The sequence below is a fragment of the Sphingomonas sp. Leaf412 genome, assembly GCF_001425405.1.
GTDB lineage: Bacteria > Pseudomonadota > Alphaproteobacteria > Sphingomonadales > Sphingomonadaceae > Sphingomonas.
The window spans coordinates 764538-778038 of record NZ_LMQP01000003.1; the positions used below are offsets into that span (position 1 = coordinate 764538).

A 13501-nucleotide genomic window follows, 5' to 3' on the forward strand; every position below is an offset into this window, starting at 1 on the left:
ACATGGCTACCGTCCTTGAGACCCGCCCGGAAACGTCCGGCAGCAACAACGTCGGCCGCATCAGCCAGGTGATCGGCGCGGTCGTCGACGTGCATTTCGAGCAGAACCTGCCCGCGATCCTGTCGGCGCTCGAAACCGACAACAACGGCCAGCGGCTGGTGCTGGAAGTCGCGCAGCATCTGGGCGAGAACACCGTCCGCACGATCGCGATGGACGCGACCGAGGGGCTGACCCGCGGCCAGACCGTGACCGACACCGGCGCGCAGATCACCGTCCCCGTCGGCCCCGCGACGCTCGGCCGCATCCTGAACGTCATCGGCGAGCCGATCGACGAGCGCGGCCCGGTGAACAGCGAGCATCACGCGCCGATCCATGCGAGCGCGCCGCTGTTCGTCGACCAGTCGACCGAAAGCTCGATCCTCGTCACCGGCATCAAGGTCATCGACCTGCTCGCCCCCTATGCGAAGGGCGGCAAGATCGGCCTGTTCGGCGGCGCGGGCGTCGGCAAGACCGTGTTGATCCAGGAGCTCATCAACAACATCGCGAAGGGCCATGGCGGCACGTCGGTGTTCGCGGGCGTCGGTGAGCGGACGCGCGAGGGCAACGACCTGTATCACGAATTCCTCGACGCGGGCGTCATCGCCAAGGATGCGGACGGCAACCCGACCAGCGAGGGATCGAAGGTCGCGCTGGTGTTCGGCCAGATGAACGAGCCCCCCGGCGCGCGCGCGCGCGTCGCGCTGTCGGGCCTGACGATCGCGGAATATTTCCGCGACGTCGAAGGGCAGGACGTGCTGTTCTTCGTCGACAACATCTTCCGCTTCACGCAGGCGGGCGCGGAAGTGTCGGCGCTGCTGGGCCGCATCCCGTCGGCGGTGGGTTATCAGCCGACGCTGTCGACCGACATGGGCGCGTTGCAGGAGCGGATCACCTCCACGAACAAGGGCTCGATCACCTCGGTGCAGGCCGTGTACGTCCCCGCGGACGATCTCACCGATCCGGCCCCGGCGACCTCGTTCGCGCACCTTGACGCGACGACGGTGCTGAACCGCGCGATTTCGGAACTGGGCATCTACCCGGCGGTCGATCCGCTCGATTCCACGTCGCGCGTGCTCGAACCGCGCGTCGTCGGGCAGGAGCATTACGAAACCGCGCGTGCGGTGCAGTCGCTGCTCCAGCGCTACAAGTCGTTGCAGGACATCATCGCGATCCTGGGAATGGACGAGCTGTCGGAAGAGGACAAGCTGACCGTCACCCGCGCGCGCAAGATCCAGAAGTTCCTGTCGCAGCCGTTCCACGTCGCCGAGGTGTTCACCAGCATCCCGGGCAAGTTCGTGCAGATCGAGGACACGGTCCGCTCGTTCAAGGCGGTGGTCGACGGCAAGTACGATCACCTGCCCGAGGCGGCCTTCTACATGGTCGGCGGCATCGACGACGTCGTCGCCAAGGCCGAGAAGCTGGCGCAGGAGGCGTAAGGATGCTCGCGGCGGCGATGGCGGTGGCGTTCGCTTCCCCCGTCGCCGCCGGCGTCTCCCCGACCGTGCTGGCCGAGCGCGCGGCCTTCGTGGACTGCGCGCACGTTCTCGACGGCACGTTGCGCCTGACGGATGTCGAAGCGCTGGCAAGGGCCGGCTATGACGCGCCGGTTCGCAACGACAACGGTGTCCGCGCCGCGAGCCGTGAGCGCGAAGGCGCGGTGCGGATCGGAATGAACGCCGGAAAGCGCGGCTGCATCGTGGAATATGAAAGCGCGGCTGCATCGTGGAATATGAGGGCAGATCGTCCGCGGTCGTCTACGAAGCACTCGTTCGCCGGTTCGTCGCGCGCGGTTTCCGGTTCGCCGACGGCGCGCGCCGACCACCGAAAAAGGACTTTGTCCTCGATACGCTGACCAGCGGGGAGGGACCGATCGCCCTCGCAATCCTCGGTCGGCCGACGATGCGCGGTGCCACGATGTTCACGGTATCGCTTTTCCCGCTCCCCAAAGAATGAGATCATCCAGCATGCCGCTCCATTTCGAACTCGTCACGCCCGAACGCCTCGTCCGAAGCGAGGAGGTGTACATGGTCACCGTCCCCGGCAGCGAGGGCGATTTCGCGGTGCTGGAGGGGCATGCCCCGCTGATGTCGACGATCCGCGACGGCGACGTGCTGGTGCAGAAGTCCGCGACCTCCACGCCCGAACCGATCGCGATCCGCGGCGGCTTCGCGGAGGTGAACGCGCGCGGCCTGACCGTACTGGCCGAACACGCGGGCTGACTTCGTTCGGGCGCGGGCGCGGGCGTGGTCGCCGACCACGCACCGCTCCGGCCGCGTTGTGCACCCCCGGCGGAACACATTCGTCATGCCGGGCCCGTCCCGGCATCCACCGGGCCGCATCCTCCTACATCGTCGATGACGCGGTACGGCGGACCCCGGAAAAGTCCGGGGTGACGTCATCGACGCCGGCAAGGAACGCGACCCGTTCCGGCATCGATTGGGGCGCACATCCGCCGCCTCCGAACCACGCCCGGCCTGACGCCCCCTAAACCGCGTCGATCGTCAGATACACCGCGGTCTGGTTCAGCAGGATGTACGCGATCTCGCCGAACGTCACCGGCCCGGTCAGCGTCCCCGTCCGCTTCCCCTCCAGCTCGCCATACTGCCAGTTGCAGATGCAGTTGCACGAGAAGGCCGGCGCCGGTCCGCCCGTCGTGGCGATGCGCGACAGCCGTCCCGACAGGTCGTCGACCGGCTTCGCGAAGCGATAGGTCATGTCGGGGAAGGTCGGCGCGAACGCCTGCAACCCGCCGTCGGGTCGCCGGGTCAGCGCGACGTCGACCAGCGCGCCGTTATAGTCCGCGATCATCGGCAGGCGCAGGTCGACGCCCGCCGCGGCGACATGGTCGCGCAACCGCATCGGTACGCCGTCGACGCGCATCGCATCGGTGTCGAACCCCGCCGTGTCGAACGTCAGGGCGGGGCCGTCGCCCGGTTCGAACAGCGTCACGATATCGACCGCCGCGAAATGCGTCGCGGGGAGGGAGGCGTGCAGGATCGCCGCATCGGTCGCGCTCTTCGTCCCCGTCGCGCCGTCGTAGACCTTGGGACTGTCGACGCCCAGCCGCTCCACCGCCACGGCGGAAACCCAGCCCACCACGGGCCGGTCGAACAGGCCGGGCCATTCCTGCCCCTTGACCGCGAAGCGCTCCGCCGCGGGACTGCCCCCGGGCAGGATCACCGCGGTGAACCCGTTGGCCGCGCCGTCGCCCGCGAAACCCGGCAACGCGGTCGCATCGCGCAGCCCCTGCCAGGCGACGTCGACGACGTCGGGCAGGACATGCGCGAAGATGCGCGTCTCGTCCACGATGCCGCCTTCTTCCGCGCTCATGAAATAGGGCGTCGTGCCCGCGATCCAGCGCCCGCGGGGCAGTTGGTCGAGCAGCGGCTCGCATCCCGCCAGCAGCAGCGCGCGGCCGTCGCGGATCATCGCCGCGACCTCGTCGACCGTGAACATCGTCCGGTTGCCGTCGACCGCGATCATGCCGCCTGCTCCTGAAAGATGGCGCGATAATCGGGTGCGGCGAAGCGCAGGTTGGCGACGAAGAAACGGCGCACCTCCGCGATCAGGTCGGCGCGACGCGCCGGATCGCGGTCGTGCTGGTGCCGGATGCGGATCATCATCAGTTTCAGCGCGAGGCAGGCGTAGGACGGCTGCATCTCCCCCGATACCAATTGCCCCCAGCGCGGATGCGTCGCCGCCGCGATCGTGATGTCCTGCGTGCCCATAAGCCCTCGTCCCGTCGGCAGGGGCGTAGACACAGGTTGGTTAAGGGAGGTTTATCACCGGACGCGAACGGCGCGGGGAGGGCGAGGGACACGTTCCGGCGGTAGGGCGGCGATCGATCGCCTACAGGAAATTGTACGGGTCCACATCCACCGCCACCCGTACCTTCGCCGGCCAGTCCACCGCGGCCAGCCACGCCCGGATGACGTCCTGCACGTCCAGCGCGCGGCGGGCATGGACCAGCAGGCGATAGCGATGCCGCCCGCGCAGCATGGCGAGCGGCGCGGGGGCGGGGCCGTAGACGTGCATCCCCGCCACGTCGGGCGCCGCGCGCCCGATCGCGCGCGCGGTCTCCAGCGCGCTCCCCTGGTCCTCGCATGACACGACGATAGCGGCGTAGCGGCCGAACGGCGGCGCCTCCGCATCGCGCCGCGCCTCGGTCTCGGCGGCGTAGAAGGCGTCGGCGTCGCCCGTGACGAGCGCGCGCATCACCCCGGCCTTGGGCGAATGCGTCTGGATATAGACGTGCCCCGGTTTCTCCCCGCGCCCCGCGCGCCCCGATACCTGCCGCACCTGCTGGAACGTGCGTTCCGCCGCGCGCAGGTCGCCGCCCTCCAGCCCCAGGTCCGCGTCGACCACGCCGACGAGGGTGAGGTTCGGGAAGTGATAGCCCTTCGTCACCAATTGCGTGCCGACGACGATGTCGATCTCGCCCCCCTCCATCCGCGCGACGAATTCCGCCGCCTTGGCGGGGGACCAGATCGTGTCCGACGTCACGATCGCGGTCCGCGCCTCGGGGAACAGTGCCGCGACCTCGTCCGCGATCCGCTCCACGCCGGGGCCGCAGGCGACCAACGTATCCTCGCCCTTGCATTCCGGGCACAGCCGCGGGACCGGCTCGACATGCCCGCAATGATGGCACGCCAGCCGCCGCGTCAGCCGGTGCTCGACCATCCACGCGGTGCAATTGGGGCATTGGAAGCGATGCCCGCACGTCCGGCACAGCGTGAGCGGGGCATACCCGCGCCGGTTCAGGAACAGCAGCGACTGCTCGCGCTTCTGCAACCGGTCGGTCAGGCCCGCGACCAGTTTCGGCGACAGCCACCGCCCGCGCTCCGGCGGTTCCGCGATCAGGTCGATTGCCTCGATCGTCGGCATCTCCGCCGCGCCGAAGCGGGAGGGCAATTGCACTTCGGCGTAATTGCCCAGCGCGACCTGATGCCGCGTCTCGATCGCGGGTGTCGCGCTGGCCAGGATGACGGGGCATGCCTCGAACTTCCCCCGCATGACGCTGACGTCGCGGGCGTGGTAATGGACCCCGTCCTCCTGCTTGAAACTGGTCTCGTGCGCCTCGTCCACCACGATCAGGCCGAGGTTCGCATACGGCAGGAACAGCGCCGACCGCGCGCCCACCGTCACGCGCGCCTCGCCCGATGAAATCGCGCGCCATGCCCGCCGCCGCTGCGTCGATCGCAGGCCCGAATGCCACGCCACCGGCTCGCACCCGAAGCGGTCGTGGAAACGCTTCAGGAACGGCTCGGTCAGCGCGATCTCGGGCAGCAGGACCAGCACCTGCCGCTGGCTGCGGATCGCGGCGGCGACCGCTTCGAAATACACCTCGGTCTTCCCCGATCCGGTCACGCCGTCCAGCAACGTGGGCCGGAACGCCGCCGCCGCGACGTCCGCGACCAGAATATCCGCCGCGGCCCGCTGGTCGTCGGACAGGGCGGGGGGCGCGTGGTCGGGATCGGGCACCGGATAGGGGCTGTCGATATCGACCTCGACCGCCTCCAGCGCGCCCGCCTTCACCAGCCCGCGGATCACCGCGTCGCTGACGTCCGCGATCCCCGCCAGCTCGCGGATCAGCCCCTGCCGCTCCCCGATCCGCTCCAGCGCCTGCGCGCGCTGCGGGGTCAGCCGGTCGGGCACGTGCCCGGTCGCGCGATACTCGATCGTGGAGCGCGCGCCCTCCAGCGCGGCATTGGACGACAGCGCCATCCGCACGACGGCGGCGGGGGAGGCGAGGTAGTAATCCGCGGTCCATTCCACCAGCCGCCGCAGGGGAGCGCGCAACGGCGGCGCGTCCGACACGGCCAGCAGGTTGCGCAGCCGATTGTCGCCGACCTCCGCATCCGACGGCATCCGTTCCGGCTCCCACACCACGCCGGTCAGCTGGCGCGGCCCCAGCGGCGCGACGACGATCGACCCCGGCTCCACCGCCATACCGTGGGGCACGCGGTAATCGAGCGGGCCGAGCGCGGAATTCAGGACGAGGACGCGGGCGCGGGACATGCGCGGCCCATATGGCGCGGGACGGAACGCGTTGCCAGCCGCGGGCCGCACCGGTTACACCGGCGCGATGAAACCCGTCATCTTCGGCCTGTCCGGCCCCGTGCTGACCCCCGAGGAACGCGCCTTCTTCGCCCGCGCGCAACCCGCCGGCTACATCCTGTTCGGCCGCAACGTCGTCGACCGTGCGCAGCTGCGCGCGCTGACCGATTCCCTGCGCGACCTGGAAGGCCGCGACGACGTCGCGATCCTGATCGACCAGGAGGGCGGCCGCGTGTCGCGGATGAAGCCGCCCGAATGGCCCGCCTTCCCCGCTGGTCCCGATTTCGACCACCTGTACGAAATCGCCCCCATGTCCGGGATCGAGGCGGCGCGCGCCAACGGCCATGCGCTGGGCCTGATGCTGGCGGAGGCGGGGATCACGGTCGATTGCGCCCCGATCCTCGACGTGGCGCGCGACGGCACGACGGAGGCGATCGCCTGCCGGGCCTACGGCCACGAACCGATGCGCGTGTCCGCGATGGGCCGTGCCACGCTGGAGGGCCTCGCCGCGGGCGGGGTCGTCGGCGTCGTCAAGCACATGCCCGGCCACGGCCGCGCGATCGTCGATTCGCACCATCTGCTCCCCACGGTCACGGCTTCCGCCGCGGAACTGGAGGAGGACCTCGAACCCTTCCGCCGCCTCGCCCATGCCGCGATGGGCATGACCAGCCACATCGTGTTCGAGGCCTGGGACCCGGACCGCCCCGCGACCCTGTCCCCGATCGTGATCGCGGAGGTCATCCGCGGCCTCATCGGCTTCGACGGCCTGTTGATGACCGACGACATCGACATGAAGGCGTTGTCGGGTACCGCCGCGGACAAGGCGGCGGGGGCCATCGCGGCGGGCTGCGACCTCGTGCTCGATTGCTGGGCGCGGATGGACGAGATGGTCGCGATCGCGGACCGGCTGGGCGAGATCGCGCCGCGCGCGCGCGAACGGCTCGACGTCGCGATGGCCAGCGTCGGCGCACCGACGGGCGACATGGCCGCGCTGACGGCGAAGCGGGACGCGCTGCTGGCGCTGGCCTGACCCTGTCGCATCCGCCGGGGCGGTGCTGACATACCGGGACGCGCCGACAATAAGCGGCGGTCCGTGCCAAGGCAGTCCAACTCACCCCCGTTCGTGCCGAGCGTAGTCGAAGCATATGCGCCAGCGCATGTCCTTCGACTTCGCTCAGGCCGAACGTATGTGTTACAGTCACTCTTCACCTCGTTCGTGCTGAGCGAAGTCGAAGCACAAGCGCCGGCGCGTGGCCTTCGACGACGCTCAGGCCGAACGGGGATGGGAAAAGAGACAGGAAGGACCGCCATCATGAACGACCGGACCAGCGCCACCCGCCCTGCCTCCCCGTTCCCGATGGTGTCCCATGCCCGCTTCCCCCACCGCTTTCCTCACCCTCGATTCCGTCGCCGCCGCCACGCCTGACGGCCGCGCGCTTTTCGCCGACGTGACCTTTGCCGTCGGGGCGGAGCGGGTCGGCATCGTCGGGCGCAACGGCGCGGGCAAGTCTACGTTGCTGCGGATCGCCGCCGGTACTTCGGCCCCCGCCGCGGGGATCGTCACCCGCACCGCCCGTATCGGCACGCTCGCGCAGACGCTCGACCCGCGACAGACCGTGGCGCAGGCGCTGGGCGTCGCCAACGACGTCGCGCGCATCTCGCGCATCGTCGCGGGGGAGGGCGATGCGGACGACCTCGCCGCCGCGGACTGGACGCTGGAGGAGCGGATCGAGACCGCGTTCGCCGACGTCGATCTCGCCGTCCCGCTCGACCGCGCGGTCGCCACGCTGTCGGGCGGGGAACGGATGCGCGTCGCGCTCGCGCGGCTGCTGCTGGAGGCGCCCGACCTGCTGCTGCTGGACGAGCCGACCAACGACCTCGACGCCGCAGGCCGCGCGCTGGTCGCCGCCGCGATCGCGCGCTGGCCCGGCGGCGTGCTGGTCGCCAGCCACGACCGCCTGCTGCTGGAGGGCATGGACCGGATCGTCGAGCTGACGCCCGTCGGCGTGACGATCACCGGGGGCGGCTGGTCCGCGCATGTCGCCGCCCGCGATGCGGCCCGCGCCCGCGCCGCCGATACGCTGGCGCAGGCCGAAGGGGCGGTGGACGCCGCCGCCCGCGCCGCACGGCGGCAGCAGGAACGCCGCGATCGCCGCGACCGCACCGGCCGCGCCTTCGCCGCCTCGGGCAGCGCGCCCAGGATCCTGCTCGGCGGGATGCGCCAGCGCGCCGAGAACAGCGCGGGAAGGGACAATGTCCTCGCCGCCCGTCAGGCGGGCAATGCGGCCGCGGCCGCGGACGCGGCCCGCGCGGCGGTGGAGATCGTGACGCCGTTGAGCATCGCGCTGCCCCCCACCGGCCTGCCGCCCCATGCGCGCGTCCTGACGCTCGACCGCGCGACCGTGGCGGTGGGGGACCGTATGATCGGCCCCTGGTCGCTGGACCTGTGCGGTCCCGAACGGATCGCGATCGCGGGCCGCAACGGCGCGGGGAAGACCAGCCTGCTCCGCCTCGCCGCCGGGCTCGCCGCGCCCGCGTCGGGCAGCGTCCGGCGCGCGGAGGGGCGGGTCGCGTTCCTCGACCAGCACCTGTCGCTGCTGGACCCGGCGGCGAGCGTGCTGGACAACGTCCGCCGCCTGAACCCCGCGTTCGACACGCAGGAGGCGCACGCCGCCTGCGCCCGCTTCGCCTTCCGCAATCGCGCCGCCGACCGCCTCGTCGCGACGCTGTCGGGCGGCGAACGCCTCCGCGCCGCGCTGGCGGCGGTGCTGGGCGGGGCGATGCCGTGGCTGCTGTTGCTCGACGAGCCGACCAACCATCTCGACATGGAATCGACCGACATCCTGGAAGCCGCGCTGCGCGACTTCGACGGCGCGCTGCTGGTCGTCAGCCACGACGCGGCGTTCCTCGACGCGATCGGCGTGACGCGGCGGATCGCCGTCTAGGGCGTCCGCCGGGCAGGCAGCGGAGGCGCCCGCCCGCCTACGCCGCCAACCGCGCCTTCGCGCCGCGATATTCCCGTTCCATCCGGTCCACCCGCGCCGCGACGGTTTCCACCTCGGTCACCGCGCCGATGCCCTGGCCCGACCCCCAGATGTCGCGCCACGCCTTCGCCTTGGGCTGGTCGTTGCCGCCGCCGCCGAAGTCCATCGTCTTCAAATTGCCTTCGGGGAGATTGTCGGGGTCCAGTCCCGCCGCCACGATCGATCCGCGCAGGTAATTGCCGTGCACCCCGGTGAAGAGGTTGGAATAGACGATGTCCGACGCGCGACCCTCCACGATGCCCTGCTTGTAGCGCTCGTCCGCATTCGCCTCGTCCGTGGCGATGAAGGGGGAGCCGATATAGGCGAAGTCCGCCCCCATCGCCTGCGCCGCCAGCACCGCGTCGCCGGTCGCGATCGAGCCCGACAGCGCCAGCGGGCCGTCGAACCATTGCCGGATTTCGGACACCAGCGCGAAGGGCGACAGGCGCCCCGCATGCCCGCCCGCGCCCGCCGCGACCGCGATCAACCCGTCCGCGCCCTTTTCCACCGCCTTGCGCGCGAAGCGATCGTCGATGACGTCGTGCAGCGTGATCCCGCCCCAGCCGTGCACCGCCTGGTTCAATTCCTCGCGCGCGCCCAGCGACGTGATCGTGATCGGCACCTGCCATTTCTCGCACGTCGCCAGATCGGCCTCCAGCCGGTCGTTCGACTTGTGGACGATCTGGTTCACCGCGAACGGCGCCGCCGGGCGATCGGGGTTGTCGCGGTTGTGCGCCGCCAGTTCCTCGGTGATCCGGTGCAGCCATTCGTCCAGCAACGCCTGCGGCCGCGCGTTCAGCGCGGGGAACGAGCCGACGATGCCCGCCTTGCATTGCGCGATCACCAGGTCGGGACCGGAGATGATGAACAGCGGCGAGCCGATGACGGGGAGCCGCAGGCGGGAGAGGATCGTGGGAACAGCCATAACACCGGTTATGCCGGGTGTGCCGCTGCTGTCCAGCCGCTTCGTCGCGCTCCCATAGGTCCCCGCGACGCCGGGAGCGTTCCGCCGTCGCGAGGCGGCGTACCGGATGGGCGCTTATTCCACCCGTTCCAGCGTCGCCGCCGCGTCGCGGCCGTTCTGCACGTAATGCGCCGCCGAGACCTTCAGGAACGCGATCGTCTGCGCGTCCAGCTGCCGCACCGCCTTCGCGGGCGCGCCCACGATCAGGCTGCCCGGCGGGAACGTCTTGCCCTCGGTCACCAGCGCGTTGGCGCCGACGATGCAATCGTCGCCGATGACGGCATGGTTCAGGACGGTCGCGCCCATGCCGATCAGCACGCGGTCGCCGATCGTGCAGCCGTGCAGGATGGCGTGGTGCCCGATCGTGCAATCCTCGCCCACCGACAGCGGCGCGTCGTGGTCGGAATGCAGCATCGCGCCTTCCTGCACATTGCTGCGCGCGCCGATCGGGATCGTGTTGTTGTCGCCGCGCACGACCGCGCCGAACCAGATGCTGACGTCCTCGTGCAGCACCACGTCCCCGATCACGTCGGCGCTGGGCGCGACCCAGGCGGTGTCGTGGCGCGTCGGGCGTTGCCCGCGAAAGCTGTAGAGCGGCATGGCGATGTCCTTTCCCGCGCGTCCCGAAACGGGGCGCATCCTAACCCAAACGGCGCGAAGCCAAAGTCCTAACGGCGCGTTAAGGTTTCGCCATGACCAGACGACTCGTCACCACCAACGAAGCCGCCCGCCACCCCTTCCGTCGCGCGCTGCCGCCCCCGCCCGCCGCCGCCGTGAAGAGGAGCGACGACGACCTGAAGCTGTTCCTGCTAAGCTTCGGGGCGTTCTTCACCTGCTTCTACACGATGATCGCCTGATCCCTCGCGGCACAAGGGGTGGTCGCAGGCGCGGTGCAGCTTCTGCGCGATCCACGCCGACACGCCGCACATCCCCACCACCAGCAGCAATAGCTGCCCCGCCGTCACGCCCAGCCCCGACATCACCGCCACCGCCAGCGACCCGATCGTCATCGCACCCGCGTTGACGACATTGTTCGCCGCCACGGTGCGCGCGGTCTGGTCCTTGGGCACCGTCGTGGTCAGGAAGGCGTACAGGGGCACGACGAACATCCCGCCGAAGATCGCGACGCCCAGCAACGCGGCCAGGACCAGCGGCGCGACCGGCTGCGCGACGAACGCGGCGATGTCGTACATTTGTCCCGCGGGCGCGGGCGTCCACAGCCCGATCACCGCCCAGAACGCCAGCACCGCCGCGCCCATCGCGATCACCGACGCGGGCGAGAAGCGGGCGGAGATATGCCCCTTGAGCAGCAGGTTGATGACGACCGATCCGATCGCGACGCCGACGGAGAACACCGCCAGCACGAGGCTGGCGACGCTGGCGTCCGCCGTCAGCACGTTCTTCACCAGCGGGGGGAAGACGATGATGAGCACGCTGCCGATCGTCCAGAAGAAGCTGATCGCGCAGATGGCGAGGAACAGCCGCGGGATGTGCATCGTCCCCGCCACCAGTTTCCACGACGACCGGAACGGGTTCAGGTCCAGCTTCAGCGGCGGGCCCAGTCGCGGGGCGGGCGGGATCGCGCGCGCGGTGAACCAGCCGATCACCGCCACCGTCAGCGTCAGGCCCGCGACGACCGCGGTGGAATGATAGACGAATCCCGCCACGATCGTGCCCAGCAGGATCGACAGGTACGTCCCCGCCTCCACCAGTCCCGTGCCGCCCAGCACGTCGTCCTCGTCCAGGTGCTGCGGCAGGATCGCGTATTTGATGGGTCCGAAGAACGTGGAATGGACGCCCAGCCCGACGATCGCGAGCAGCATCAGCGCCAGCGGCAGCTTCACCTGGCCCGTGCGCGCCAGCATCAGCCCGGCGGTGCCCACTGCCATGATCGCGATCTCCGCGGTCTTCACGATCCGGATGATCCGCGTCTTGTCCACCGTGTCGGCCAGCTGCCCCGCCAGCGCGGACAGCAGGAAGAACGGCAGGATGAAGAGCCCCGCGGTCAGCGCGTTGAAGAAGCTTTCCTGCGCCTCGTCGGCGAAGATTTCGTAGGTGGCGAACAGGACCATCGCGGTCTTGAACAGATTGTCGTTGAAGGCGCCGACGAACTGGGTGGCGAACAGCGGCAGGAAGCGGCGACGCTTCAGGAGCCCGAGGGCATTAATCATGACGCGGACGCAGACCCTCGTTTCCGTTGTCGGGCGGCATAACCGTTGTACCGCCGCGAACCAACCGCCGATTTCGCACCCCGCGCGGCTTGCGCTGGCGCGCGGGGCGGGCCACGTGTTCCCGCAGCCATGCTGTCGCTTCCCAACCTCCTCACCCTGTCGCGCATCGTCGCGGTCCCGCTGCTGGTGGCATTGCTGTGGTGGCCGCGGTGGGAGGCGGGGTTCGCGCTCGCCTTCGCGCTGTACTGCCTGATGGGGCTGACCGACTATTTCGACGGCTATGTCGCGCGGGCGCGCGGCACGGTGTCGAAACTGGGCCAGTTCCTGGATCCGATCGCGGACAAGATCATGATCGCGGCCGTGATCCTGATGCTGGTCGGCACGCGGCACGAGGACAGCGCGATCATCACCGGCGTCCACATCATCGCCGCGCTCATCATCCTGCTGCGCGAGATCGCGGTCAGCGGCTTGCGCGAATTCCTGGCGGGGTTGCAGGTGTCGCTGCCGGTATCGAAACTGGCGAAGTGGAAGACGACGCTGCAACTGATCGCGTTCGGCGCGCTGATCCTGGCGGGCGCATTGCCCGGCGTCCTGTTCGTGAAGGTCACGGGCCTCGCCTGCCTGTGGGGCGCCGCCGCGCTGACCATGGTCACGGGGTGGGACTATCTGCGCGCCGGCCTGAAGCACATGGATTGAGCGCGATGCGGGTGCTGTATTTCGCCTGGGTGCGCGAACGGATCGGGATGGGGGAGGAGATGGTGACCCCGCCCGCGGACGTGCGCACGGTCGCGGACCTCGTGACGTGGCTCGCCGCGCGCAGCGACGGTCACGCCGCCGCCTTCGCCGAACCGGCGCGCCTGCGCGCCGCCGTGGACCAGGATTTCGTCGCGCTGGACCATGTCGTCGCCGGCGCGCGCGAGGTCGCGATCTTCCCCCCGGTCACCGGCGGATGATCCGCGTCGTCGTCGGACCCGCACCGATCGACGTCGGGGGGGAGATGGAGCGGCTGGAACGCGGCGGTGCGGTCGCGACCTTCACCGGCCTGGTCCGTGCCGACGTGGTGGAGGGGAAGGGCGACGTCGCCGCGCTGGAACTGGAACATTATCCCGGTGCGACGGAGGCGGCGCTGGAACGGCTGGCGGCGGCGGCGGTCGCGCGCTGGTCGCTGGCGGCCGCGACGGTCGTGCATCGCGTCGGACCGATGCGTCCGGGGGAGCGGATCGTGTTCGTCGGCGCCGCGTCCGCGC

Annotated in this window: 15 protein-coding genes; 9 read left to right on the plus strand and 6 right to left on the minus strand. The window is 70.2% G+C overall.

Going from position 1 to position 13501, the window contains the following annotated elements; genetic code table 11:
• Positions 1–2: 2 nt before the first annotated feature.
• From atpD to ASG29_RS10825, 3 genes are all read left to right on the plus strand, one after another.
• The gene (gene atpD, locus ASG29_RS10815) at positions 3–1475 is read left to right on the plus strand and encodes a F0F1 ATP synthase subunit beta (RefSeq protein ID WP_055983612.1); all 1473 of its coding nucleotides are present in this window, start codon (positions 3–5) and stop codon (positions 1473–1475) included.
• Between the two features lie 2 nt (positions 1476–1477).
• Entirely contained in the window at positions 1478–1891 is a 414-nt protein-coding gene (locus tag ASG29_RS10820) for a hypothetical protein (RefSeq protein ID WP_055983614.1), read from the plus strand.
• 112 nt (positions 1892–2003) lie between these two features.
• Positions 2004–2258 carry an ATP synthase F1 subunit epsilon gene (locus tag ASG29_RS10825; RefSeq protein WP_055983617.1) on the plus strand — a complete coding sequence of 85 codons (255 nt, stop codon included), beginning with the start codon at positions 2004–2006 and terminating at the stop codon, positions 2256–2258.
• A 265-nt stretch (positions 2259–2523) separates the two neighbouring features.
• Here ASG29_RS10825 and ASG29_RS10830 read toward each other — a convergent pair whose 3' ends face one another.
• From ASG29_RS10830 to ASG29_RS10840, 3 genes are all read right to left on the minus strand, one after another.
• On the minus strand, positions 2524–3522 hold the full coding sequence (locus ASG29_RS10830) for a DUF6976 family protein (RefSeq protein ID WP_055983619.1): 999 nt from the start codon (positions 3520–3522) through the stop codon (positions 2524–2526).
• Entirely contained in the window at positions 3519–3767 is a 249-nt protein-coding gene (locus ASG29_RS10835; protein WP_055983621.1) for a hypothetical protein, read from the minus strand. The genes ASG29_RS10830 and ASG29_RS10835 overlap by 4 nt, the downstream gene beginning before the upstream one ends.
• A 121-nt stretch (positions 3768–3888) precedes the next feature.
• Positions 3889–6057 (minus strand): primosomal protein N', encoded by a 2169-nt coding sequence (locus ASG29_RS10840; RefSeq protein ID WP_055985460.1) that lies wholly within the window; start codon positions 6055–6057, stop codon positions 3889–3891.
• A 67-nt stretch (positions 6058–6124) separates the two neighbouring features.
• Between ASG29_RS10840 and ASG29_RS10845 the strand changes: the two genes are divergently transcribed.
• On the plus strand, positions 6125–7126 hold the full coding sequence (locus ASG29_RS10845; protein WP_055985462.1) for a glycoside hydrolase family 3 N-terminal domain-containing protein: 1002 nt from the start codon (positions 6125–6127) through the stop codon (positions 7124–7126).
• A 337-nt stretch (positions 7127–7463) separates the two neighbouring features.
• Positions 7464–9041 carry an ATP-binding cassette domain-containing protein gene (locus ASG29_RS10850; protein WP_055983623.1) on the plus strand — a complete coding sequence of 526 codons (1578 nt, stop codon included), beginning with the start codon at positions 7464–7466 and terminating at the stop codon, positions 9039–9041.
• 37 nt (positions 9042–9078) lie between these two features.
• Here the strand turns inward: ASG29_RS10850 and ASG29_RS10855 are convergent, their stop codons facing one another.
• Positions 9079–10044 (minus strand): NAD(P)H-dependent flavin oxidoreductase, encoded by a 966-nt coding sequence (locus ASG29_RS10855; protein ID WP_055983625.1) that lies wholly within the window; start codon positions 10042–10044, stop codon positions 9079–9081.
• 114 nt (positions 10045–10158) lie between these two features.
• Positions 10159–10683, minus strand: a complete 525-nt coding sequence (locus ASG29_RS10860) for a gamma carbonic anhydrase family protein (protein ID WP_055985464.1) — start codon at positions 10681–10683, stop codon at positions 10159–10161.
• Between the two features lie 92 nt (positions 10684–10775).
• Between ASG29_RS10860 and ASG29_RS17210 the strand changes: the two genes are divergently transcribed.
• Entirely contained in the window at positions 10776–10940 is a 165-nt protein-coding gene (locus tag ASG29_RS17210; RefSeq protein ID WP_200932430.1) for a hypothetical protein, read from the plus strand.
• Here the strand turns inward: ASG29_RS17210 and ASG29_RS10865 are convergent.
• Entirely contained in the window at positions 10893–12254 is a 1362-nt protein-coding gene (locus tag ASG29_RS10865; RefSeq protein WP_055983627.1) for an MFS transporter, read from the minus strand. The genes ASG29_RS17210 and ASG29_RS10865 overlap by 48 nt on opposite strands.
• 129 nt (positions 12255–12383) lie before the next feature.
• Between ASG29_RS10865 and pgsA the strand changes: the two genes are divergently transcribed.
• From pgsA to ASG29_RS17545, 3 genes are all read left to right on the plus strand, one after another.
• Positions 12384–12950: a CDP-diacylglycerol--glycerol-3-phosphate 3-phosphatidyltransferase gene (pgsA, locus tag ASG29_RS10870; RefSeq protein ID WP_055983629.1), complete on the plus strand. Its 567-nt coding sequence runs from the start codon at positions 12384–12386 to the stop codon at positions 12948–12950.
• 5 nt (positions 12951–12955) lie between these two features.
• Positions 12956–13207 (plus strand): molybdopterin converting factor subunit 1, encoded by a 252-nt coding sequence (gene moaD / locus ASG29_RS10875; RefSeq protein WP_055983631.1) that lies wholly within the window; start codon positions 12956–12958, stop codon positions 13205–13207.
• A partial coding sequence (locus tag ASG29_RS17545) for a molybdenum cofactor biosynthesis protein MoaE (protein WP_235532871.1) occupies positions 13204–13501 on the plus strand: 298 nt, incomplete at its 3' end. The genes moaD and ASG29_RS17545, both read left to right, overlap by 4 nt.

What these genes read in the sequence shown, in the direction of transcription:
- atpD (WP_055983612.1), top strand. Translation starts at nt 3, where the DNA reads ATGGCTACCGTCCTTGAGACCCGCCCGGAAACGTCCGGCAGCAACAAC.
- ASG29_RS10820 (WP_055983614.1), top strand. Translation starts at nt 1,478, where the DNA reads ATGCTCGCGGCGGCGATGGCGGTGGCGTTCGCTTCCCCCGTCGCCGCC.
- ASG29_RS10825 (WP_055983617.1), top strand. Translation starts at nt 2,004, where the DNA reads ATGCCGCTCCATTTCGAACTCGTCACGCCCGAACGCCTCGTCCGAAGC.
- ASG29_RS10830 (WP_055983619.1), bottom strand. Translation starts at nt 3,522, where the DNA reads ATGATCGCGGTCGACGGCAACCGGACGATGTTCACGGTCGACGAGGTC.
- ASG29_RS10835 (WP_055983621.1), bottom strand. Translation starts at nt 3,767, where the DNA reads ATGGGCACGCAGGACATCACGATCGCGGCGGCGACGCATCCGCGCTGG.
- ASG29_RS10840 (WP_055985460.1), bottom strand. Translation starts at nt 6,057, where the DNA reads ATGTCCCGCGCCCGCGTCCTCGTCCTGAATTCCGCGCTCGGCCCGCTC.
- ASG29_RS10845 (WP_055985462.1), top strand. Translation starts at nt 6,125, where the DNA reads ATGAAACCCGTCATCTTCGGCCTGTCCGGCCCCGTGCTGACCCCCGAG.
- ASG29_RS10850 (WP_055983623.1), top strand. Translation starts at nt 7,464, where the DNA reads ATGCCCGCTTCCCCCACCGCTTTCCTCACCCTCGATTCCGTCGCCGCC.
- ASG29_RS10855 (WP_055983625.1), bottom strand. Translation starts at nt 10,044, where the DNA reads ATGGCTGTTCCCACGATCCTCTCCCGCCTGCGGCTCCCCGTCATCGGC.
- ASG29_RS10860 (WP_055985464.1), bottom strand. Translation starts at nt 10,683, where the DNA reads ATGCCGCTCTACAGCTTTCGCGGGCAACGCCCGACGCGCCACGACACC.
- ASG29_RS17210 (WP_200932430.1), top strand. Translation starts at nt 10,776, where the DNA reads ATGACCAGACGACTCGTCACCACCAACGAAGCCGCCCGCCACCCCTTC.
- ASG29_RS10865 (WP_055983627.1), bottom strand. Translation starts at nt 12,254, where the DNA reads ATGATTAATGCCCTCGGGCTCCTGAAGCGTCGCCGCTTCCTGCCGCTG.
- pgsA (WP_055983629.1), top strand. Translation starts at nt 12,384, where the DNA reads ATGCTGTCGCTTCCCAACCTCCTCACCCTGTCGCGCATCGTCGCGGTC.
- moaD (WP_055983631.1), top strand. Translation starts at nt 12,956, where the DNA reads ATGCGGGTGCTGTATTTCGCCTGGGTGCGCGAACGGATCGGGATGGGG.